The organism is Marivita sp. (assembly GCF_051859345.1).
Lineage (GTDB): Bacteria > Pseudomonadota > Alphaproteobacteria > Rhodobacterales > Rhodobacteraceae > Marivita.
In genome coordinates this window covers 1-22,960 of record NZ_JBHYFV010000033.1, presented here as the reverse complement: position 1 = coordinate 22,960, position 22,960 = coordinate 1, and the positions used below count along the sequence as shown (strand labels likewise).

The 22,960-nt window shown below is 60.7% G+C and carries 22 protein-coding genes; 12 read left to right on the top strand and 10 right to left on the bottom strand.

What is annotated here, in order from left to right; translation table 11 throughout:
* Positions 1 to 116: 116 nt before the first annotated feature.
* Positions 117 to 1,235, bottom strand: a complete 1,119-nt coding sequence (locus tag ACTIEN_RS17195; RefSeq protein WP_439524379.1) for a THUMP domain-containing class I SAM-dependent RNA methyltransferase — start codon at positions 1,233 to 1,235, stop codon at positions 117 to 119.
* A 275-nt stretch (positions 1,236 to 1,510) separates the two neighbouring features.
* On the opposite strand from ACTIEN_RS17195, the gene ACTIEN_RS17190 reads away from it, so the two are divergent.
* The 8 genes from ACTIEN_RS17190 (at position 1,511) to ACTIEN_RS17155 (ending at position 7,062) form a co-directional block, all read left to right on the top strand.
* Positions 1,511 to 1,963, top strand: coding sequence for a GNAT family N-acetyltransferase (locus ACTIEN_RS17190; protein ID WP_439524378.1), 453 nt, complete (start codon positions 1,511 to 1,513; stop codon positions 1,961 to 1,963).
* Positions 1,964 to 1,966: 3 nt separating this feature from the next.
* Positions 1,967 to 3,337 (top strand): DUF2927 domain-containing protein, encoded by a 1,371-nt coding sequence (locus ACTIEN_RS17185; protein ID WP_439524377.1) that lies wholly within the window; start codon positions 1,967 to 1,969, stop codon positions 3,335 to 3,337.
* On the top strand, positions 3,334 to 3,501 hold the full coding sequence (locus tag ACTIEN_RS17180; RefSeq protein ID WP_439524376.1) for an apolipoprotein acyltransferase: 168 nt from the start codon (positions 3,334 to 3,336) through the stop codon (positions 3,499 to 3,501). Before ACTIEN_RS17185 ends, ACTIEN_RS17180 begins: the two co-directional genes overlap by 4 nt.
* A 159-nt stretch (positions 3,502 to 3,660) precedes the next feature.
* A complete protein-coding gene (locus ACTIEN_RS17175) occupies positions 3,661 to 4,845 on the top strand; it encodes a vWA domain-containing protein (protein WP_439524375.1) in 1,185 nt (394 codons plus the stop codon).
* Positions 4,842 to 5,189: a hypothetical protein gene (locus ACTIEN_RS17170; protein WP_439524374.1), complete on the top strand. Its 348-nt coding sequence runs from the start codon at positions 4,842 to 4,844 to the stop codon at positions 5,187 to 5,189. The genes ACTIEN_RS17175 and ACTIEN_RS17170 overlap by 4 nt, the downstream gene beginning before the upstream one ends.
* Positions 5,186 to 5,779 (top strand): DedA family protein, encoded by a 594-nt coding sequence (locus tag ACTIEN_RS17165; protein WP_439524373.1) that lies wholly within the window; start codon positions 5,186 to 5,188, stop codon positions 5,777 to 5,779. Before ACTIEN_RS17170 ends, ACTIEN_RS17165 begins: the two co-directional genes overlap by 4 nt.
* Positions 5,780 to 5,859: 80 nt before the next feature.
* The gene (locus ACTIEN_RS17160; RefSeq protein WP_439524372.1) at positions 5,860 to 6,291 is read left to right on the top strand and encodes an OsmC family protein; all 432 of its coding nucleotides are present in this window, start codon (positions 5,860 to 5,862) and stop codon (positions 6,289 to 6,291) included.
* A gap of 78 nt (positions 6,292 to 6,369) precedes the next feature.
* Positions 6,370 to 7,062 carry a M48 family metalloprotease gene (locus ACTIEN_RS17155; protein ID WP_439524371.1) on the top strand — a complete coding sequence of 231 codons (693 nt, stop codon included), beginning with the start codon at positions 6,370 to 6,372 and terminating at the stop codon, positions 7,060 to 7,062.
* 66 nt (positions 7,063 to 7,128) lie between these two features.
* Here the strand turns inward: ACTIEN_RS17155 and ACTIEN_RS17150 are convergent, their stop codons facing one another.
* Together ACTIEN_RS17150 and ACTIEN_RS17145 are read right to left on the bottom strand one after the other, a co-directional pair.
* The gene (locus tag ACTIEN_RS17150) at positions 7,129 to 8,271 is read right to left on the bottom strand and encodes a hypothetical protein (protein WP_439524370.1); all 1,143 of its coding nucleotides are present in this window, start codon (positions 8,269 to 8,271) and stop codon (positions 7,129 to 7,131) included.
* A gap of 3 nt (positions 8,272 to 8,274) precedes the next feature.
* Entirely contained in the window at positions 8,275 to 9,054 is a 780-nt protein-coding gene (locus ACTIEN_RS17145; RefSeq protein WP_439524369.1) for an SDR family oxidoreductase, read from the bottom strand.
* A gap of 141 nt (positions 9,055 to 9,195) precedes the next feature.
* Here ACTIEN_RS17145 and ACTIEN_RS17140 point away from each other — a divergent pair, with 141 nt between their 5' ends.
* From ACTIEN_RS17140 to ACTIEN_RS17125, 4 genes are all read left to right on the top strand, one after another.
* Complete coding sequence (locus ACTIEN_RS17140) at positions 9,196 to 9,678, top strand: hypothetical protein (protein WP_439524368.1); 483 nt, start codon at positions 9,196 to 9,198, stop codon at positions 9,676 to 9,678.
* Between the two features lie 63 nt (positions 9,679 to 9,741).
* Positions 9,742 to 11,349, top strand: coding sequence for a peptide chain release factor 3 (locus tag ACTIEN_RS17135; RefSeq protein ID WP_439524404.1), 1,608 nt, complete (start codon positions 9,742 to 9,744; stop codon positions 11,347 to 11,349).
* Positions 11,350 to 11,436: 87 nt separating this feature from the next.
* Positions 11,437 to 13,188 carry a glycosyltransferase family 2 protein gene (locus tag ACTIEN_RS17130; RefSeq protein WP_439524367.1) on the top strand — a complete coding sequence of 584 codons (1,752 nt, stop codon included), beginning with the start codon at positions 11,437 to 11,439 and terminating at the stop codon, positions 13,186 to 13,188.
* A gap of 226 nt (positions 13,189 to 13,414) precedes the next feature.
* Positions 13,415 to 14,938: a DEAD/DEAH box helicase gene (locus ACTIEN_RS17125; RefSeq protein ID WP_439524366.1), complete on the top strand. Its 1,524-nt coding sequence runs from the start codon at positions 13,415 to 13,417 to the stop codon at positions 14,936 to 14,938.
* 62 nt (positions 14,939 to 15,000) lie between these two features.
* Here ACTIEN_RS17125 and gph read toward each other — a convergent pair whose 3' ends face one another.
* The 7 genes from gph to ACTIEN_RS17090 all read right to left on the bottom strand — a co-directional run.
* Positions 15,001 to 15,693, bottom strand: coding sequence for a phosphoglycolate phosphatase (gene gph, locus ACTIEN_RS17120; protein WP_439524365.1), 693 nt, complete (start codon positions 15,691 to 15,693; stop codon positions 15,001 to 15,003).
* A complete protein-coding gene (locus ACTIEN_RS17115) occupies positions 15,693 to 17,360 on the bottom strand; it encodes a ribonuclease J (RefSeq protein ID WP_439524364.1) in 1,668 nt (555 codons plus the stop codon). The genes gph and ACTIEN_RS17115 overlap by 1 nt, the downstream gene beginning before the upstream one ends.
* Before the next feature lie 3 nt (positions 17,361 to 17,363).
* A complete protein-coding gene (locus tag ACTIEN_RS17110) occupies positions 17,364 to 18,137 on the bottom strand; it encodes a type III pantothenate kinase (protein ID WP_439524363.1) in 774 nt (257 codons plus the stop codon).
* A gap of 12 nt (positions 18,138 to 18,149) precedes the next feature.
* Positions 18,150 to 18,884, bottom strand: coding sequence for a biotin--[acetyl-CoA-carboxylase] ligase (locus ACTIEN_RS17105; RefSeq protein WP_439524362.1), 735 nt, complete (start codon positions 18,882 to 18,884; stop codon positions 18,150 to 18,152).
* Positions 18,885 to 19,009: 125 nt separating this feature from the next.
* Positions 19,010 to 20,452 (bottom strand): NADH-quinone oxidoreductase subunit NuoN, encoded by a 1,443-nt coding sequence (nuoN, locus tag ACTIEN_RS17100; protein ID WP_439524361.1) that lies wholly within the window; start codon positions 20,450 to 20,452, stop codon positions 19,010 to 19,012.
* A 12-nt stretch (positions 20,453 to 20,464) separates the two neighbouring features.
* Entirely contained in the window at positions 20,465 to 22,009 is a 1,545-nt protein-coding gene (locus tag ACTIEN_RS17095; protein ID WP_439524360.1) for an NADH-quinone oxidoreductase subunit M, read from the bottom strand.
* A partial coding sequence (locus ACTIEN_RS17090) for a proton-conducting transporter transmembrane domain-containing protein (protein ID WP_439524359.1) occupies positions 22,009 to 22,960 on the bottom strand: 952 nt, incomplete at its 5' end. The genes ACTIEN_RS17090 and ACTIEN_RS17095, both read right to left, overlap by 1 nt.

The window sequence follows — 22,960 nt, the reverse complement described above, 5'->3', positions numbered from 1 at the left end:
GGACCGGACGATAGATGCGTCGACGCATCTGTCCGTTTCCGTCAACGGAAACGATTGGGGGGCCAGCCCCCCAAACCCCCCGAGGTATTTTCAGCCCAAAGAAACCCGGATCGAGCCTATTTCAGAGGGCCGGTCTGGAACAGCTGGATCTTGAGCCCGCCATGCGGGATCGGCGCGCTGACCTGGCGGTAGTGCAGACCTGTTGCACGGGCCAGCCCCTTGTCTGACGTGACGATGCCGACGCGCCAGCCCGAGAACCGCTCTTTCAACACGGTGCCGAAAGAGCCGTAGAGCGCGAAAAGCAGGTTTCGATTGCCGATCCGAGCACCGTATGGCGGATTCACGATCACAAGGCCGGGTGGGCCTGCGGGGGGAACAAGATCGGCCACGGGTTGGTGGACAAACTGCGTGACAGCGGACACCCCTGCCCGGTCTGCGTTGGCTGTGGCATTGGTGATGGCGCCGGCATCACGGTCAAACCCGTAGAAGCGACGATCGGTTTCGACGGGGTCCTGGAGCGCTGCGCGCAATTCGGACCAGCGCGTGGCGTCGAAAGAGGCAAGATCCTCGAACCCGAAAGCGCGGGCGCGTCCCGGTGCGAGACCCATCGCGATCTCGGCTGCTTCGATCACAAAGGTGCCAGAGCCGCACATCGGGTCGACCACAGGCTCGGCACCGGTATAACCGCAGGAGCGCAGGAACAGCGCGGCCAATGTCTCGCGCATGGGTGCCTTGCCCACCGCCTGTTTGTGCCCACGTCGATGAAGCGCCTCGCCGGAGGTGTCGAGGCTGATCTCGCACAGATCATCCTCTATCCTGACCCGCACAACCAGCGCGGCTTTCTCGACAGGTTCGCGCCCCAGTGCGTCCGAAATCGCGGTCTCGACCCGCTCGGTCGCGGCACCTGCGTGATAGATGCGGGATTTGCGGCAGGTGGACTCGACCCGATAAGGCACATCCGCGCGCAACAGCCCTGCCCAGTCGATCTTGCGGGACCGCTTGTCAAGCTGCGCCAGGTGCAAGGCCCGGAACCGCGCCACCCGCGCAAGGACCCGACCCGCGCCGCGCAGCACCAGATTGGCGCGCCAGACCTCGGGCCAGTCACCCATCAGCGTCACGCCACCGGGCACAACCTGCGGGTTGGTGAAGCCTTTTTCGACCGCTTCGTCGCGCAGCACGGGTTCCAGTCCCGGCGTGCCGGACAGAAAGATCTCAAGGGGTGCGGTGTCACTCATGGCGCGGGCTTACCTTGATTTCTGCGCCTCCGATAGCCAAAGGCGCATTGCCCGATCCCGGATATCGGCCAGCGCTTTGTCTGTTGCTTGTTTGCACATCTTAAGTCATTGTTTTTAATTAATTCCTGTTGCCGATTCGCAATGCTACAGAAAATGATTCGCACCGATTCGTTCGGGCTGGTCAAAAAACACGGTTTCGCCGTAAGCTGTCCCTACAGAGGACAAGAAAACCGCGGATCGTAAAGTATCCGCAAGAAAGCAGGCAGGCTTCAGACGTGTCCCAACCAGACCTGAACGTGCGCTTTGTGCGCGCGACCGATTACGACTCGTGGTGCGCCTTGTGGCGCGGCTATCTGACGTTTTACGAGACCTCGGTTTCCGAGGCCGTCTACGACAGCACCTTCGCGCGCCTGTTGGGCGACGATCCGCAGGATTTCAATGGCCTGGTCGCAGAACAGGATGGTCGGCTGGTGGGGCTGACACATTACCTGTTCCACCGCCATTGCTGGAAAATCGAGAACGTCTGTTATCTGCAGGATCTGTTCGCTGTGCCCGAGGCCCGTGGTCTTGGTGTCGGACGCGCGCTGATCGAAGCGGTGTACACCAAGGCAGACGAGGCCGACGCGCCGTCGGTCTACTGGACGACGCAGGATTTCAACCACACCGCGCGGCAGCTATATGACCGCGTCGGCCAACTTACCCCGTTCATCAAGTACCAGCGGGGCTGACGGATGCGCCGAGTCCTATTGCCGCTTTACCTGTTTCTTGGCGCGTGTATGCCAGTCTCTCATTCGGAACCGGCCACCCGCGCCGCCTTTGTCGATACCAGCCTGCCGCCGATGAAGGTGTTTTCCGTCCCGCGCCCGCAGCCGGTTCAAACCTCCAATACCGATCTGAGCCGAGATTTCATGGATCTTGCCATGGGACTTGAATCCGGACGTGATCTTGAGATGTTCACACGGTTCGAAGGCCCGATCACCGTGCGCCTGATTGGCAGTGTTCAGCCCACCGTGCCCAGTGACCTGGATCGTCTGCTGCATCGCTTGCGCACCGAAGCCGGAATCGACATCCACACAACCACATCGGCCGATGCCAGCGTCACCATCAACGCCGTAAGCCGCGCCGAGATTCAGCGGTTTTTGCCACAGGCGGCCTGTTTCGTGGTGCCGAACGTGTCGACCCTTTCGGAATACCGGACGGCGCGGCGTTCAAACCGGGTGAATTGGGGCAAGATCACCAGTCGCACCCGACTGGCGGTGTTCCTGCCCAACGATTCAAGTCCGCAAGAAGCCCGCGATTGCCTTCACGAGGAGTTGGCACAGGCCCTGGGACCGCTGAATGACCTGTATCGTCTACCTGATTCAGTCTTCAACGATGACAATGTGCATACGGTGCTGACCGGTTATGACATGCTGATCCTGCGTGCCTATTACGACCCGGCCCTGCGCAACGGCATGTCCCGCAACGAGGTGTTGGGGCGTATCCCCGGCATTTTTGCCCGACTCAACCCACAAGGCGAATTCCTGCCGGCGCGACGTCCTGCACGCACACCGCGCCCGTGGATCGATGCGATCCAGACCGCACTTGGACCGGGTGCATCGCCGGTCGCGCGGCGGGCTGCTGCGACGGATGCGCTTAGCATCGCGTCTGCGATGGGGTGGGACGACCACCGTCGCGGCTTTACCCATTACGCGATGGGACGCATCCTGCAATCCACGGATACCGACGCGGCACGCGCGCAATTCCTTCAGGCGGACGCCTATTTCGCCCGCGCGCCCCACACTGAATTGCATCGCGCCTATGTGGCCTCGCAACTGGCGGCGTTTGCGTTGACCGAGAACCGTCCTGAAGACGCGATGAGATTGACCGGGATCTCGATCGAACTGGCCACACGTCACGAAAACGCAGCGCTCTTGTCGACACTGTTGATGCTGCGCGCCGAGGCACTGGATCTGCAAGGCCGCGTGTCCGCCGGGACGGACGTGCGTCTGGACAGTCTGGGATGGGCGCGTTACGGGTTCGGCTCGGATTGGTCGGTGCGGGCAAAGCTGCGCGAGATCGGTGTGCTCAACCCACTCAACAGGGCCGGAAACAGACTATGATCGTTCTCGCAGGGGCACTTCTGGGCGCCATCATCGGTGCCATGACTGCCAGAAAACGCAAAGGCAACCGGGCCGATATGTGGCAGTATGGCGCTGTTTACGCGATTGCTTTTTCGCTTCTCGGGCTGATCGCAACCATCGCGATCGAAAAACTGGTGTTGTGAGAAGGGCGACGATGCGTTGACGCATCGGCCGTTTCCGGTGACGGAAACGTTTGGGGGCTCTGCCCTTGTCGGCCAAGGCGGCCTCTCCCGGGATATTTTTGAGCCGAAGACGCAAGGGGACGGCTGGTCAGAGCTGCGGCCAGTTGCTAGATCAAGTCCATGTTTGTCCCGTTTTTCGACACCCTTCGACGCACCGGCGTTCCGGTTTCCCTGCGGGAATACCTGAGCTTTCTGGAGGCCATGCGCGCGGGTCTTGCCACCTATGATCCGGAGGCGTTCTATTACCTGGCCCGCACTGCGATGGTCAAAGACGAACGCCATATCGACCGCTTTGATCGCGCCTTCGCCGAGACTTTCAAGGGGTTGGACCAACTTTCCGCCGAAGGTGTGCTCGAGGCGCTGGACCTGCCCGAGGACTGGCTGCGCAAGATGGCCGAAAAGCACATGAGCGACGAAGAGAAGGCCGAGATCGAGGCGCTGGGGGGCTTTGACGCGCTGATGGAGACGCTGAAAGAGCGGCTCAAGGAACAGCAGGGCCGCCATCAGGGTGGCAGCAAATGGATCGGCACCGCCGGCACCTCGCCGTTCGGAGCGTATGGTTACAATCCCGAAGGCGTCCGGATCGGCCAGAGCGAGTCCCGCCACCAGCGGGCGGTCAAGGTCTGGGACAAGCGCGAGTTTCGCAATCTGGATGACAGTGTCGAGCTTGGCACCCGCAACATCAAGGTGGCGCTGAAACGGCTGCGCCGCTGGGCGCGCGACGGTGCGGCGGACGAGCTTGATCTGGACGGCACCATCCGCGCTACGGCAGAGCATGGGTATCTTGACGTGCAAACGCGGCCGGAAAAACGCAACGCGGTCAAGGTGATCCTGTTTCTGGACATCGGTGGGTCGATGGATCCGCATGTGAAAGTGGTGGAAGAACTGTTCTCGGCCGCGCGCGCCGAATTCAAACATCTTGAGCATTTCTACTTCCACAACTGCCTTTATGAAGGCGTGTGGAAGGACAATCGCCGCCGCTGGGACGCGCAGACACCAACGATGGACGTTCTCAACACCTATGGGCCGGATTACAAATGCATCTTCGTCGGGGATGCCAGAATGTCCCCCTACGAGATTGCCTATGCCGGGGGCGCGAATGAACACTGGAACGCCGAAGCCGGTCGGGTCTGGCTGGAGCGGGCGCGGACGCAATGGTCGCACCATGTCTGGATCAACCCGACACCGGAACATCACTGGCACTACACCCAGTCGATCCAGATGATCCGCGAGATTTTCGAGGATGCGATGGTGCCGATGACGCTTGACGGGATCAGCCGCGGGATCCGGGAACTGGCAAAGTGAGCTGGTCGGCGCTTGTGCATCTCTGGACACATCGCCGCCTGCCCCTGATTGCGTTTCTGCTCGCCGTTCTTGCGACCGGGTTCTTTGCCGTACGACTGGCGGTCGCAACGATCTACTGGTCTGATCCGGCGCATTTGCAGCAACAGCCGGATCGCTGGATGACCCCCGGCTACATTGCCCGCTCATGGGAGATCGACCCCAAGGACGTGGCAACGGCCCTTGGTCTTGATGCGAAGGTGCAACCGCATGGTCAGACGCTGAACGACATTGCCGCGGCGCAAGGTGTCCCGGTCGAGACCCTGATCACGGATCTACGTCTGTTTCTGGACGCGACGCTCCCATGACCGAATGGTTGCTGTCCGGATTGGCATCGACCGGCATTCCCTTGTTGTTCCTTGTCACCTTTCTCAGCTGTTTGATGGTGCCGGTGCCATCATCCTTGCTGATGCTGGCCGCCGGAGCCTTTGCGGCAGGCGGTGACCTGTCGATCACCGCTGTTGTGCTTGCGTCCTATTCGGGCGCCGTGCTGGGGGATCAGGCGGGTTACACTGCGGCCCGGCTGTTTCAAACGCGGATCGACTCGGCGCTCGTCGGCAGGGCCAATGCTGCGCGGATGATGGCGGCGGCCAAGGACCGGCTGTCCCGGCGTGGTGGTCTGACGGTGTTTCTGACCCGCTGGCTGATGAGCCCGCTTGGCCCTTATGTAAACCTCACGGCGGGTGCGACAGGGTTTGGCTGGATGCGCTTTTCGGTGGCAAGCGCAGGTGGGGAACTGGTCTGGGTGACGCTTTATGCGGGGCTTGGCTGGGCTTTTGCGAGCAATATCGACATGATCGCCGACCTGTCAGGCAACATCACCGCTGCCCTTGCCGCCGCGTTCCTTGCGGTCCTGCTGGGACGCCATTTGCGGCGCTCGGTCCGGCACGCGCAGTGACGACACGGGGCTGTGTTGGAACCAACATCAGCCGCCAGTCGTTCACATGGAAGTGCAACACGAATGACAGGAGCGTCGACATGATCAACAAAACAGCATCCGCCCATTGGTCTGGTGGTCTCAAAGACGGCAAAGGCAAGATCTCGACCCAGTCCGGCGCGCTGGAGAATCAACCCTACGGCTTCAACAACCGGTTCGAGGACAAGCCCGGCACGAACCCCGAGGAACTGATCGGCGCGGCCCATGCAGGGTGCTTTTCCATGGCCTTGTCGATGATCCTTGGCGAATATGACGTGGTCGCAGATGCCATTGATACAAAAGCGAAAGTCAGTCTTGAAGAACAAGCGAACGGGTTTGCGATCACTAAGATCCATCTTGATCTTACTGCGACGATCCCCGGAATCAGCGAAAGCGACTTTCAGAAGGCGGCGACCACGGCAAAGGAAAATTGCCCGGTGTCCAAGCTTCTGACGGCTGCGGACATCACGCTGGATGCGAAACTTGCAAGCTGACCGCTTCGTTAAAATTTTGCACGGCGCAACCGTCGCGCCGTGCTTGCCCTTGGCGTCCCCTCAACCCATATCTTGGGTATGTTGAAAGTCACCCCGATCCTTCTTGCGATTCTCTACGCGCTGGCGATGTATCATTTCTCGGTCTGGCGCACGAAACGCGAACTGGACGCCAAGTCAACCGAACTGGCGGATCCGCGGCTCAAGGCATTGACCGACCGTCTTGCCAAAGCGCTGGAGCTAGAGCGTATTCGCGTCCACATCTACGAGATCGATCCTGTCAACGGGCTTGCCGCACCGGACGGACGTATTTTCATCACGCGCGGCTTTTACCACAAATACCAGAACGGCGAGGTGTCTGGCGAAGAGTTGGCGAGCGTCATCGCACACGAATTGGGACATGTCGCGCTTGGCCACACGCGGCGGAGGATGATCGACTTCTCGGGCCAGAACGCCTTGCGGACCGCGCTTGCGATGGTGTTGTCCCGGTTCCTGCCCGGGATTGGCGTGATGATCGCGAACTCGGTTGCAACCCTTCTGGCCGCACGTCTGTCGCGTGGCGATGAATACGAGGCGGATGCCTATGCCGCAGCCCTGCTGCACAAGGCCGGAATCGGCATTGCGCCGCAGAAGTCGCTGTTCACAAAACTGGATGCGTTGACCAAGTCCCGGTCGGGTGTGGTTCCGGCGTGGCTGATGTCGCATCCAAAAACATCCGAACGCATCGACGCATTGGAAAAGCTGGAATCCCGCTGGTCGAACGCGACACTCTGATGGACCACATCCTTTGAACGGGATCAGGCCGCCAAACCCACGGGCCGGGCATCTGCCCCCGACCCGCTAAACAAACGCGACCTCGGCTTCCGCCCTGTCCTGCCCGTTCACCTGCACAATCACCCGATGTGGTCCGGGGTGCAGGGTAAAAGTCGACGCGGCGTCTTTCAGCCTGTGTACCTTGGTCAGGACAAGCGGCTCCCCTGCCCGGATCTTTGCCGCCTTCAGCTTGAACACCTTTTCACCACGTCGCCCATTCGGGCGGTGAAACACGATCCGGTAATCGACCAGGACCGGCAGGGTGTCTATGGACTCCAACCTAACCGAAATCTCAAGCGACGTTCCGATCGCCACCGGGTTGGGTGTCAGGCTGACATCCACCGACAACGCGCGATCCTGCGCATAGCCCAGCAAAGCAAGCGCACCCGGTTCGCCGCGCTTGACCGCCGTGCGCAGCGCGTGGCGAGTCATCCAATCCAGTTCTTTCGGGTCTTGCCGTCGCTCGGCCACCCAAACGCCAAGACGGTCGACCACCACATCCGGTGCATGCCGCGTCAGGTCGTTCATGTGATTGGCCACCGAACGCGTGACATACCGGGTCGGATCGGCGTGAAGCGCATCCAGCAACCGCACCGGAACCAGGGGATCCAGCGCGATATTGGCCGCCCAGGGCAAACGGGGCCGCGTGCCTTCGCTGACCAGCCGTCGCACATGATAGTGGTCATGCGTCACCCAGCGCTCCAGCCGCGCGAGAGTTTCATCCGGCCAGCGGTTCAGAAACGGGCGGATGTAAAACTCCATCGAAAACCGCTGTGTCGCAGTTTCCAACAGGTCCAGTGCGCGGTCCCGATGGGCCTCGAGTCCATGCCGCACCGCCAGAATTCCGGGCACGGCATGGATGAATCGCCCGAAATCATCGTCCGTTTTGTCTGCGCTCAGCGCCGGGGGCATCGCCGCCTCCAGCGCTTCTGCCATTTCGGGAAATCGTGCAGGCAGTTGCGCCTGAACGCAATCGGCCAGCCAATCCAACCGTTCAAGCAACCCCCGCGAGGCCATCCCCGCGAGGGCGTCAGTCTGAAACCGCGCACCGTCAAAGTAGGGCAGAACCGAATATTCTGCTGCCAAATCCCCGATGGATTCGGCATTGAACAGCTGATCCTTCAGGGAAAATCCCTGTGCCTGCCCTTTCCCGTCCGGTCCGCGCGCCACGGATCAGATCGTCGCGTTGGTGCCACCACCGTCCACAAGGATGTTCTGTCCGACGATAAAGCCGGCGTGCTGCGAACACAGGAACGCACACATCGCGCCGAATTCCTGGCGCGTGCCATAGCGCCGCGCCGGGATCGTGGCCTGACGGTTTGCGCGGGCTTCATCAACAGTGATCCCCTGGGCCTTGGACACACCGCCATCCAGTTGATCGGCACGGTCGGTGGCGTGGATGCCGGGCAACATGTTGTTCACGACAACCCCGTTTGGCGCCACCTGCCGCGCCGTGCCTGCAACATAACCGGTCAATCCGGTGCGCGCGGCATTGGACAAACCCAGGGCCGGGATCGGTGCCTTGACCGATTGCGACGTGATATTGACGACACGGCCCCAGCCCCGGTCGATCATGCCCGGCATCAACGCAGTCATCAGCGCGATGGGCGTCAGCATGTTGGAATCCAACGCTTTTATAAAATCCTCTCGACCCCAATCGGACCACACCCCCGGAGGTGGACCACCCGCGTTGGTGACCAGAATGTCCACGTCGCCTGCCGCTTCGAGCACCTTTGCACGGCCTTCTTCGCTCACGATGTCTGCGGCGACGGTGATCACGTCGACGCCATAGGCGGTTCGAATATCGTTTGCGGTCGCTTCAAGCGCCTCTGCTCCACGCGCGTTCATGACAAGCTTGACACCTGCCTCTGCCAGCGCTTCGGCACATCCCCGCCCCAACCCTTTGCTCGAGGCGCATACCAGAGCCCGCTTTCCACTGATCCCCAGATCCATTCGTTCACTCCCAGATTTGACTAAATTCGTCCGCGAAAAACCACGTCCTGTCCATAGGCGTGCCACAATTTACCTTGATCTTAAAGGCATCACGAACTGTGTATTTTTGTCCAGTACCTGCCACGGATTGAGTAACCCAGCATGACGACCGCCCAAAGCCCACATATCGCGACCTTCAAGGCCTGTTCGGCCGACGGCGTTCGCGCGGAATTCGGCGTGTGCCGTGGTGAGCCGATCCAACACTTTCAGGATCTGATGCTGGGCGATATCTACCGATCCAAACGGGACGCCAAGTGGGTTGCGGTTTCGGTTTCGGATACCGACACGTCGGGCTTCACGCTCGATCTTGCTGCGAATTTGCCAACCAGGAAGCTGACCAATCTCGCGCACCTGATCTTCATGACGACCAGCGGACGGCGCACCGATGTCTTTGCCACAATCTGTGACGGGCTGTTGCACTTTGTGTCGGAAACGGAATTCCAGGTGGGCGTCGAATATGTGCTGATCGACATCCAGATGCGCGATGAAGAATTTGTGCCTGCCGTCGTGCCCACACCCCAACCGTCCCATGCGCCAAAGTCTTACGCAAGAGAGCCGATCTCGACCCTGCGTCTGATCGGCTGATCACCACACCACAGCCCCACCCGGCTTATGGACAAGCCGCCAAGCGCCGCCTATACGCGCGCCATGCTGGACATCGTTTCAAATCGCCCTGACTTGCCCGCCGAAATTGCCCGGCGGCGCACCTTTGCCATCATCTCGCATCCGGATGCAGGCAAGACGACCCTGACCGAAAAATTCCTGCTTTACGGCGGTGCCATCCAGATGGCCGGACAGGTGCGCGCCAAGGGCGAGGCGCGGCGCACGCGATCCGATTTCATGAAGATGGAACAGGACCGGGGCATCTCGGTTTCGGCCTCGGCCATGTCGTTTGATTTCAAGACGTTTCGCTTCAATCTTGTCGACACGCCGGGTCACTCTGACTTTTCCGAAGACACCTATCGCACGCTGACAGCGGTGGATGCCGCCGTGATGGTGATCGACGGCGCAAAAGGTGTGGAAAGCCAGACGCAAAAGCTTTTCGAGGTGTGCCGCCTGCGCGATTTGCCGATCCTGACCTTTTGCAACAAGATGGACCGCGAAAGCCGTGATACCTTTGATATCATTGACGAGATCCAAGAAAACCTTGCCATCGACGTGACCCCTGCAAGCTGGCCCATCGGGGTCGGCCGCGATTTCCTGGGATGTTATGACCTGATCCGCGACCGGCTGGAGTTGATGGACCGCGCCGACCGCAACAAGGTTGCGGAAAGCATTGAAATCAATGGTCTGGACGATCCGAAACTGGCCGAACACGTCCCCGCCGCCCTGCTGACACAGCTGCGCGAAGAGGTCGAGATGGCGCGCGAGCTTTTGCCGACGCTCAATCCGAAGGCGGTGCTGGAAGGGCACATGACGCCGATCTGGTTCGGCTCTGCCATCAATTCGTTCGGCGTCAAGGAACTGATGGACGGGATCAGCACCTACGGCCCGGAACCGCAGCCGCAAAAGGCAACGCCGCGGGAAATTCTTCCCGAAGAAACCAAGGTGTCCGGCTTTGTCTTCAAAGTTCAGGCGAACATGGATCCAAAACACCGCGACCGCGTGGCGTTTGTCCGGCTTGCCTCGGGGCATTTTCATCGTGGCATGAAACTCACCCATGTGCGCTCCAAGAAGTCGATGTCGATCAGCAACCCGGTGTTGTTCCTGGCCTCTGACCGCGAACTGGCGGAAGAGGCCTGGGCGGGCGACATCATCGGCATCCCGAACCACGGCCAGTTGCGCATCGGTGATACCTTGACCGAAGGCGAAGCGCTCAGGGTGACGGGTATCCCGTCCTTCGCGCCGGAACTGCTTCAGACCGTGCGCGCCGGTGATCCGCTCAAGTCCAAACACCTTGAAAAGGCGCTGATGCAATTTGCCGAAGAAGGCGCGGCCAAGGTGTTCAAGCCGATGATCGGCTCGGGCTTTATCGTCGGAGTGGTCGGTGCCCTGCAATTCGAGGTGCTGGGCAGCCGGATCGAACTTGAATACGGCCTGCCCGTCCGGTTCGAGGCGTCGCAATTCACCTCTGCCCGCTGGGTGCATGGGGACAAGGCGGCGGTCGACAAGCTGGTCAATGCCAACAAACAGCACATGGCCGAGGATAATGACGGCGATGTGGTGTATCTGACCCGCCTGCAATGGGACATTGACCGCATCGGGCGCGATTATCCCGATGTGACCTTGTCTGCGACCAAGGAGATGATGGTGTGACACAAGCCCGTTCGAACGGGCTTGACCAAGGCATTTCGAAATGCCTTTTTCATTGATCCAACCCAAGCGACACGGCACTCTGCGACCATGAGCAGGAAAACAACGCCGCCAAACCCGGCATATCCAAACGGGCTGGCCGGTATTCTGGACCAGATGAACACACGCCGCGCGCCACTTGGCTTTGCCCAAGGCGAAGCACTGCCGCCGCTTGACTGCGATTTGGCCGCCTTGGCGAAGACCAGGGTCAAGCTGCCCGCCGACAGCACCAGAACACGGTCCGAAAATGCGCGCAAGACCTGGGAAATCGCCAAGGAACTGAAAGGGCAAAACGCCCTACTTCACCTCAACGCCCTGCTCATCGCCCATCTGCGCAAGCACAGTCAACCGGCACACACCGCCGATCTGTTCCAGCGCCTCTGGAGCGAACAGGCCGATCTGCTGATCCGTGACATGGACCTGCGCTGGAAGGTATCGAGCCTGACCACCTTTGGAGACCACGGCAAGACAACGGCACAGCGCAGCGCGGGTCTTGGTCTTTCGACACTTTTTGGCGCAATAAAACTTTATGAAAGTGAGCGGCTGTTTTCGGGCCGGGAGTCGGACCGCCCCTTCACGCTTGACGGTCGCGCGACCGGACCGCTCCCGCTTGAAATGAACGCCTATTCCCTTCTGGATGGCGGGCTCGACGTGAACATGATCGGTCGCCTGTATGAAGAAGCCGATACGGACCCGGTGATCCGCCCGCTTGCCCATGACATGCTTCAACGGTTGATCGACGATCCCGGCACCGTGTTCCGCCGCCTGCATCGCCTGCGCGCGCGCAGACAGCGACAAAAGGATCAGACCAACGATGACGATACGCAAACCGGCGTAACCGTGACGGTTCCGAAAGTCCCCACCCGGACACCGCGCTGGGGGGTTGTGTTTACCACGAACGCTCCGTTGCTCGAGGTTGCCCGCTTTGTCGCGCATCATCTCGATATCGGCGCAACACGGGTTTACCTGTACCTTGATGCGCCGGATCCGGAGGTCAGTGACCTGCTGCGGGATCACCCGCAGGTGGATGTGACGGTGTGTGACAGCGCCTATTGGAAAGACACCGGAAAGGCCCGCCCGGACGCACATCAGCTGCGACAAACCTACAACGCCACCCGCGCCCTGCGCGCAGCCACCGGCACGGTTGACTGGCTTGGCCATATCGACACCGACGAATTCATCCTGTGCGACAAAAAGCTGTCAACCGCGCTGAAATCGGTCCCCGACGACATGGCCGGAGTGCGCCTTTTCCCGGCCGAGGCACTGGCGATGCCCGATCCCGGAGAGATGCCAAAGCGCTTCAAACTGCGCACTACCGCCGACGGCGTCCCGGCAAGCGCAATCAATGAGATTTATCCGACCTTCGGCAGCTATGTCCGTGGCGGGTTCCTCAGCCATCTTGCCGGCAAGGTGTTCGCCCGCACAGGTCTTGGCGACTTGCGGCTTGCCATCCACCGCTTGCGTCTCAAGGGAGAGGACGTGCTGAACACCGCCGCACTACCCGAAGCATTTGTCGGGCATCTACACGCCCCGGATTGGGACAGCTTTGCGGCCAAGCTTGAATTTCGTCAAACCAAGGGATCCTACCGCATCAAATCGGACGGCGCGCTGAAATCCATTGGCCACCTGCTACGCTATCTGCGCGAAGAGGAAGGCGAAGACGGGTTGCGCCTGTTCTTTGACGAGGTGTGCCTCGACAGTGCCGCGTTGCGCAAGAACCTCAAACGGCACGACCTGCTCTTGAAGCCCCGCTTTGATCCCGACGCCGCGATCCAGCGCGTTTTCGGTGTGACGCTCAACTGATGACATAGGCGCAACAATCATTGCATCACAAAGGTATTGTTGCGGCATCGCCACCAATCACGCCGCGCCAGAGGCCCATTTGTACACCGGTGCGCAGGCTCATTGACCCCGCCCCATTCCAAGAGTACATACGCGGGCAGATCGTGACTGTGGACAAACACAGGGCCATACGGGCCGGATCGCAACAGATGCACGGGCGCAGTCAGTCCGTGAACAACGGATACACATGACAAAATTCTCTGAGTTGAATCTCAACCCGAAAGTCCTGAAAGCTGTCGAAGAGGCGGGTTACGACACGCCCACCCCGATTCAGGAAGGTGCCATCCCCCCCGCCCTCGAAGGGCGCGATGTTCTGGGGATCGCCCAGACCGGCACCGGCAAAACGGCAAGCTTCACGCTGCCCATGATCACGCTTCTGGCCCGTGGCCGTGCCCGCGCGCGGATGCCACGCAGCCTTGTGCTTTGCCCGACCCGCGAACTTGCGGCGCAGGTGGCGGAAAACTTCGACATTTACGCGAAATACGTCAAACTGACGAAAGCGCTGCTGATCGGCGGGGTAAGCTTCAAGGAACAGGACCTGCTTATCGACAAGGGTGTGGACGTTCTGATCGCAACACCGGGTCGTCTTCTTGACCATTTCGAACGCGGCAAGCTTCTGCTGACCGGTGTTCAGGTCATGGTGGTGGACGAAGCCGACCGCATGCTCGACATGGGGTTCATCCCGGACATTGAACGCATCTTCAGCCTGACGCCCTTTACCCGTCAGACGCTGTTCTTCTCGGCCACAATGGCACCAGAGATCGAACGGATCACCAACACCTTCCTGTCCGGCCCGGCGCGGATCGAAGTGGCGCGGCAAGCCTCGGCCTCCGAAACGATCGAACAGGGCGTGGTCATGTTCAAGGCGTCGCGGCGCGATCGCGAAGGCACCGAAAAGCGCGAGCTTCTGCGCAAGCTGATCGACAACGAGGGCGACAAATGCTCCAACGCCATCGTGTTCTGCAACCGCAAGACGGATGTGGATATCGTGGCAAAGTCGCTCAAGAAATACGGCTATGACGCCGCACCGATCCATGGCGATCTGGACCAGTCACAGCGTACCAAGACACTTGACGGCTTCCGCGAAGGCAGCCTGCGTTTTCTCATCGCCTCGGACGTTGCCGCGCGCGGTCTTGACGTGCCTGCGGTCAGCCACGTCTTCAACTTCGATGTGCCAAGCCATGCCGAAGACTACGTCCACCGGATTGGCCGGACCGGACGCGCCGGACGCGATGGCAAGGCGCTGATGATCTGCAGCCCGAAAGACGAAAAGAACTTCGACGCCATCGAACGTCTTTTGCAAAAAGACATTCCGCGCGTCGACAACCCGCTGGGCGAATCTGCGCCCGCAGCCAGCGATTCTGCACAGGATGCGTCGTCCGAGCCTGACAAGAACTCCAAACCGCGCCGGTCACGCGGCGGCAGAGGGCGCACAAAACCCACAGACAAAGCCCCCGAGCCCAAGTCGGATGTGGTGGCCGCAGAGGCGGCGCCCGAAGCACCGGCACCGGCACCGGCACCGGCAAAGATGCCAGACGCTCCTCAAGAGGCTGCACAAGACGAAAAGGCGCCACAGCAGGACACGTCGCGCAACAACAACAACCGCAATCGCCGCAACGATCGGGGCGGGCGTGACAACAATGTTGTGGGAATGGGCGACCACATGCCGTCCTTTATCGCCAAGAGCTTTGACGAACGCCGCGCTGGCTGACTGGTTTCAGGGATGATCCTCAACCGGATCATCCCGAAAGTGTATGGCGCACCTGTTTCCGTTTACGAAAAAACGCGATGCGTCGACGCATCATCGCCCACCTGGATCGAACGCATCACATCCAGACAAAGGCCCGGCAACAGGGCAAAATCAGTGAACGCGCGATCATGCGGGATTTCGTCGATGGGTTTCGTGCGGATGCCTTCGGTGAACAACGCAAACGGCACAGTCGCACGCTGCGCCGTTTCCGCGTCCACGTCACTGTCCCCGACATAAACACCCTCGGTCGCGCCCATCCGCTCGAACGCAAGGCGCAACGGCGCGGGGTCGGGCTTGCGCACAGGCAAGGTGTCGCCCGCCACGATCACGTCAAACCATCGTGCAAGATCCACCGCCGACAACACCGCGCCAAGCGGTCCGGACGGTTTGTTGGTGCAGATCCCCAATTTGATTCCATCGGCCCGCAACGCCTCAAGCGCAGCGACAACACCGGGAAACACGGTGGTGCGCCCCGTGCTCTGCTTGTAGATCGCCACAAACTCTTCAAGCAGGGCATCATAAGCCGTGCCATCCAACGCGGTTGCGGCAATCAACCGGTCAAGGAACACCCGCTCCCCCATTCCGACAAAACTGCCAATCTGCTGCTGTGGCAACGGTGGCATTGCGTGATCGGCCAACAGCGCGTTGGCCGCGGCGGCGATATCCGGCAGGCTGTCGATCAGCGTTCCGTCAAGGTCAAAGACAACCGCGCGCACTATGCCAGCCTGCTGATGACAACCGTCACTTCCGGCTTTTTGCCAATCTCGTTCTGCGTGGTTTGCCGCGCGATGCGGCGCAGACCTTCCTCCAGCTTGTCGTCATCGGTGATTGTCTTGGCACCGGCCCGGCCAATGAACTGCGACAGGTCTTCCTCCAGCGCATCTACAAGCGGCGCGTTGTTGCGGCCCATTTCGGGCAGGCCCATGACCTCGCACCACGGCTCGCCCAGCATCTCGTCATCTTCGTCCAGAATGACGGTGACAACCACATGCCCGTTCAGCGCCATGCGGATACGGTCGCGCACCACGCCGTCCATCGCGCCGATCTTGACCGATCCATCCAGATAGGTCCGACCCGTCTCGACATATTCGGCCACGGTTGGTTCATTGCCGGACAGGTCCATCATCATCCCGTTTACGGCAAGCACCCCTTTGCGCCCCCCCACGTCGGCAACCTTGGCGTGCGCGCGCAGGTGGCGATGTTCGCCATGCATCGGAATGACAAACTGCGGATTGACCACGGCGTGCATCGTCTCGAGATCCGGACGGTTGGCATGGCCCGACACATGGTACTTGCCGGAACTGTCATCGATCACATCGACACCCTGCTCGGAATACGCATTCATGATGCGGATCACACCGCGTTCGTTGCCCGGAATGGTCTTGGACGAGAACAGGAACGTGTCTCCGTCCGCAAGCGTGACACCCTGGTACTTGCCACGCGCCAGTTGCGCCGAGGCCGCGCGCCGTTCGCCCTGACTTCCTGTCACGATCAGCATCAGGTTTTCGCGCGGGATCTGCGTCGCCTCTTCGGGGCTGATCACCGTGGGGAAATCCGCCAGAACACCTGTCTTGATCGACGCCTCGATCATCCGTCGCATGGCCCGACCCATCAGGCAAATTGATCTCCCGGCCCGTTCCGCCGCCTCAGCCAGCGTCTTCACCCGCGCGACGTTGGAGGCAAACGTGGTGGCGACAACCATGCCCGTCGCGTCGCGCACAAGGGTTTCGATCTCGGGTCCCACGGTCGCCTCCGAGCGGCCTTCATGCAGTGAGAACACGTTGGTGGAATCGCAGATCAGCGCCTTCACACCGGGCTTGCCGACCTCTTCCCAAAGCGCACGATCAAACGCCTCTCCCACGATCGGGGTCTCGTCGATCTTGAAATCGCCGGAATGCACCAGCCGCCCCTGCGGCGTGTCGATCACCAACCCGGAGCTTTCGGGGATCGAGTGCGAAATCGGAACAAACCCGACCTTGAACGGTCCTGCCTCAACCGTCTCGGGCCAGGGCGACACGGTCTTCACCGTTTCAGGTGACACGCCGTGATCGTCCATCTTGAGCCGTGCGATATGCGCCGTGAACGCCCGCGCATAGACCGGCGCGCCCAGCTCTTCCCAGAAATGTCCAACCGCGCCGACATGGTCTTCATGGGCGTGGGTGATAAAGATCGCCTCAAGCCGGTTGCGCCGCTCCTTGAGCCAGGTGATGTCCGGCAGGATCAGATCAACCCCCGGCGTACTGTCCATGTCCGGAAAGGTCACCCCCAGATCCACCAGGATCAGGCGCTCTTCGCCCGGTTTGCCATAGCCATAGACATAGGCATTCATGCCAATTTCGCCGGCCCCGCCAAGGGGCAGGTAGATGATCCGTTCACCGCTCATGATTTATCCGTTTTCCGTGTTATAGGCGTGGATGACCGTCAGACCATGCATGGTCAGATCATCTTCGATTGTGTCAAATAGCAGTTCACCCTGTGCAAACAAGGGGGCAAGCCCGCCGGTACCGATCACCTTCATGGGTCGGCCATATTCTTCCTTGATGCGCGTGGTGATCCCCTGGATCAGACCGATATAGCCCCAGAAAATGCCGGACTGGATGCAGGCGACCGTATTGGTGCCGATGATCCTTTCGGGCTGGGAAATATCCACATGCGGCAAGGCCGCCGCGCCCTGGTGCAGTGCTTCCAGCGACAGGTTCACACCCGGCGAAATCACACCCCCCACATAGGCCCCGTCTTCGGCCACCACATCAAAATTCGTCGCGGTCCCGAAATCGACGACCACCACGTCTCCGCCATGCCGATCAAAGGCCGCTGCGGCGTTGGCGAGACGGTCCGGCCCCACCCCGGTGCCTGCATCGACGCGGGGCGGGTGCGGCAAGAGGCAGTCAGGCTTGCCCACCACGATGGGGCGCACGCCAAAAAACCGGTCCGTGAACACCCGCAGGTTCCACACCACCCGTGGCACCGTGGACGAGATGATCACATCGGAAATATCCGCGTCGATCCCGTAATGCTTGATCAGCGTCGAGAACCAGGTGAAATAGGCATCCGCCGTCCGCCCGTGATGGGTCGAGGTGCGCAGGGTGCACAGAAACCGCTCCCCGTCCCAGATGGAAAACACGGTGTTGGTGTTGCCGCAATCAATACACAGAAGCATCCCGAAGGCTCCTCAAAAGAAAATATCCGCAGCTGCGATGGCTTGACGGGTTGTCGCGGTGTTTAGGACGATCCGGCCCTCCGCGTCCACTGTCTCGAACGTGCCAGTGACCTCGCGCGCGCCCATCCGTGCAGTGACCACCTCGCCCAAGCGGGCAGCGCGCGCCAGCCAGGCCTCTCGGATCGGGGCAAACCCATAGGTCGTGAACTGCGCCTCGTGGCGGGCAAACGCGGTCGCCATCATGTCAAGGAACACCTCCTGCCCGACCTCGACCCCCAGCACCGACAACACCGACACCGGCGGCACCGCGTGCGCTTCGACCTCTGACAGTCCGGGAGCAGCCACAAGGTTCACACCAATCCCGATGGCCAGATGATTCCCAAGACTTTCCAGCAGGATACCAGCCACCTTGCCGCCGGTGAGCAAGACATCATTCGGCCATTTGAGAGCCAGCCCATCCACGCGTCCCGACACCGCAACAAGCGCATCGAACAGCGCCAGCGCCGCCACGAAACTGCGCAGGGCGCGTTTGTCGGGGGCATCCGGCGTTGGCATCACCAGCGTCGCCGCAAAATTGCCCGCGGGGTTGGCCCAGACGCGCCCCCGCCGTCCCCGCGCCGCCGTCTGATGCAGCGCGCAAATCCAGGTCGGACCGCTCAGACCCGGCGCCTGACGCGCGGCCTCGAGCATGGTGCTGTCCACCTCGCCCAGCACCTGTCGCGCGTATCCCGGGGGCCAGTCAGACACGGTCACCTGCACCTTCATCTTGCCAAATAAACTCCCGCCGGAGGCACCGCGTCCCGCGCAGCGGGGCGCAATAAACAAAGCGACGCGCCAAAGGCGCGCCACGATGGTCCAACGATGGGACTCGCTTAGTTGACAAGGGTCGCCGCCGCCGCTGCCGCCGCCCCTTCGATCCCGAAAAGGTTCACGACACCAACCACCATGATCACGGCGCTTGCCATCAACATGCCCCACAGGATCGGAGATTTGCCGGTATCCAGCGCGTCGTCCCGCTCTTCTCCGAAATACATGTAGAAGACGATCCGCAGGTAGTAGAACGCACCGATCACCGACGCGACCACACCGGCAATTGCCAACCACGCCAATCCGGCATCATAAGCCGCGCGCAGAACATACAGCTTGCCGAAGAATCCGACCAGAGGCGGCACACCAGCCAGCGAGAACAAGAGCACCAGCATCGCCAGCGCCTTGCCGGGTTCTCGCTTGGAATACATGTTCAGCGACGCGATATTCGACACCGGCTGACCGTCGCGGCTCATCGACAGGATGAACGCGAAGGTGCCCACGTTCATCGTGACATAGATCGCCATGTAGATCAGCATCGCCTGCACGCCAAACGCCGTGCCCGCCGCCAGCCCCATCAGCGCGTAGCCCATATGGGCGATGGACGAGAACGCCATCAGACGCTTGATGTCGGTCTGACCAATTGCGGCAATAGCACCAAGGAACATCGACAGGACAGACAGAAGCGCGATCACCTGGCTCCAATCACTTACCGCTCCACCAAAGGCGTCATGCAGAACACGCGCGAAAAGCGCCATCGCGGCCACCTTGGGTGCTGTGGCAAAAAACGCCGTCACCGGCGTGGGTGAGCCTTCGTAGACATCCGGTGTCCACATGTGGAACGGAACGGCAGAGACCTTGAACGCCAGACCCGAGATCAGGAACACGAGGCCGAACAACAGGCCAAGGGAGACCTCACCCTCGGTCGCCGTCAGGATAATGCCGGAAAACAGCGTTGTGCCCGAATACCCGTAGACCAGCGATGCACCGTAGAGCAGCAGGCCCGAAGACAGCGCGCCCAGCACAAAATACTTGAGCCCCGCTTCGGTCGATTTCAGGCTGTCCCGGCGCAGGGATGCCACGACATAGAGCGCCAGCGATTGCAGCTCGAGCCCCATGTAAAGCGACATCAGGTCGCCTGCCGACACCATCATCATCATGCCGACAACCGCCAGCGTAATCAGCAGCGGATATTCGAACCGCAGCAAGCCGCGCCGCGTCATGTAGGCTTCGGACATCAGCAGCACCGCGGCGGCAGACACAAGGATCACCACCTTGGCAAAGCGCGCAAAGCCGTCGTCGATGAACATGCCGTTGAAGGCCACGTTGGTGCCTGCGCCGTTCAGTCCGATCCACACCGCGATGGCAAGGAAGAGCCCCGAGGTTGCCCAGACCAGCAACGATGCCGCGCCGTCCTTGACGGTATAGACCGCGCCCAGAAGCGCCAGCATTGCGTAAACCGACAGCACGATTTCCGGCAGGATGATACCCAGATCAGCCGAGAGCATGGCCTCGCCCCCTTATTCGTTATGCGCGACCTGCGTGGCGAGATCCGCCTCCGCAACCGCGACTTGATAATTGGAAACCAGCGCTTCGACCGACGGTCCGATCGTATCGAGGATCGGGGCCGGGTAGACGCCAAAGAGGATCGTCGCCACCACAAGCGGCGCAAAGATCGCGCGCTCTCGGCGGGTCATGTCCTTGATGGTCTTCAGGCTTTCCTTGATGAGGTCGCCCATGACCACCCGGCGATAGAGCCACAGCGCATAGGCCGCCGACAGGATCACACCCGATGTGGCCACCGCCGCGATCCATGTGTTCACCTGGAAGATGCCCACAAGCGTCAGGAATTCGCCGATGAAACCGGATGTGCCCGGCAGGCCGACATTGGCCATGGTGAACAGCATGAAGATCAGCGCATAGGCCGGCATCCGGTTCACCAGGCCGCCATAGGCGTCGATGTCGCGGGTGTGCATCCGATCGTAAATCACGCCGACACACAGGAACAGCGCGCCCGAGATGAAACCGTGGCTGATCATCTGGAAGATCGCGCCGTCGATGCCCTGCTGGTTGGCCGCGAAAATCCCCATGGTCACATAGCCCATATGGGCCACTGACGAATACGCAATCAGCTTTTTCATGTCTTCCTGCACCAGCGCCACCAGCGAGGTGTAGACGATCGCGATGACCGACATCCAAAGCACGAGCGGCGCCATCACGTCGGACCCGACCGGGAACATCGGCAGGCTGAACCGCAGGAAGCCGTATCCCCCCATCTTGAGCAGGATCGCGGCCAGAACCACGGACCCGGCCGTGGGCGCCTGAACGTGCGCATCCGGCAACCAGGTATGGACCGGCCACATCGGCATCTTGACGGCGAAAGAGGCAAAGAACGCAATGAACATGAGGGTCTGCAAACCGCCGACGATCTGCACGCCAAGCACCGAGAAGCTTTCCGATCCGAACTGATGGACCAACAGCTGTTCGATATCCGTCGTCCCCGCATCCGAGAACATCGCCACCATCGCCACCAGCATCAGAACCGATCCAAGGAAGGTGTAGAGGAAGAACTTGAACGATGCATAAATGCGGTTCTTGCCGCCCCAGATACCGATGATCAGGAACATCGGGATCAGGCCCGCCTCGAAGAACAGGTAGAACAGCACCAGGTCCAGCGCCATGAACACGCCCAGCATGAGCGTTTCAAGGATCAGGAAGGCAATCATGTATTCCTTGACGCGCACCGACACATCCCAGGACGCGGCAATCACCAGCGGCATCATGAACGTCGTGAGCATGACGAACAGAACCGATATCCCGTCGACACCCATCTTGTACTGCATCCCCAAAAGCCATTCGCCCTGTTCCACCATCTGGAAACCGGTGTTGGATGGGTCGAACTGGAACAGGATGAACAGCGAAATCAGGAACGTCGCGCTGGTCGCGATCAGCGACAGCCACTTGGCGTTGCGGTTGGCCGCCTCATCGTCGCCCCGCAGGAAGACCAGCAGGATCAAAGCCGCCAGAGCAGGCAGGAACGTGACAATGGAAAGAAGATTATCCATCAGTTCGCTCCTCCGCTCAGAGTCATCCATGTGATGAGCGCGGCAATGCCGATCACCATGAAGAAGGCATAGGTAAAGATGTATCCGGACTGCGCCTTCCCGGCGAGCCGTGTCAGCATCGGGATAAAGCCCATGGCAAGTCCGTTGATCGACCCGTCAATGACATTGCCATCACCGCGTTTCCACAAGAGCCGCCCCAGACTGCGCGCCGGTTGCACGAAGAGGAAGTTGTAAATCTCGTCGAAATACCACTTGTTCAACAGGAACTCGTAGAGCGGGCGCTGGTTCTCGGCCAGCCGTTTGGGCAGCGACCGGTCGCGGATGTAGAACATCCAGGCTGTGCCAAGCCCAATCAGCATCGCGATAAACGGGCTGAGTTTCACCCATGTCGGCACATAATGCGCTTCGTGCAGAACGGTGTTTTCGGGTGCCATGTAGATCGCGGCCTCACCGGGCGCGCTTTCCATGATGTAGTGCAGTTCCGACGCTTTCGGGCTGCGCTCGGCCACCTGTTCGACCAGCTCGGCCGTCGGCTCGCCATAGGCACCGCCGAAGAAGCTCACGACCTCGTTCACTTTGCCAAAGAAACTCGAATACCAGATCGCACCGGCAAAGACCGACCCAAGAGCAAGCACCCCCAGCGGGATCAGCATGATCATCGGGCTTTCATGCGCGTGCTCATGCGTGTGCTTGTCGCCGCGTGGCTTGCCGTAGAACGTGAGGAACATCAGGCGCCAGCTGTAGAAACTGGTGAAGAGCGCCGCGATGACCAGCATCCAGAACGCATAACCCATCGGACCGGCGGCATAGGCGCTTTCGATCACGGCATCCTTGGACGCGAACCCGGCAAAGCCGATCCACCCGGTCAGCGGGATACCCACACCAGTGATGGCCAGCGTGCCGATCATCATGGCCCAGAACGTATAGGGGCTCTTCTTGCGCAGACCGCCA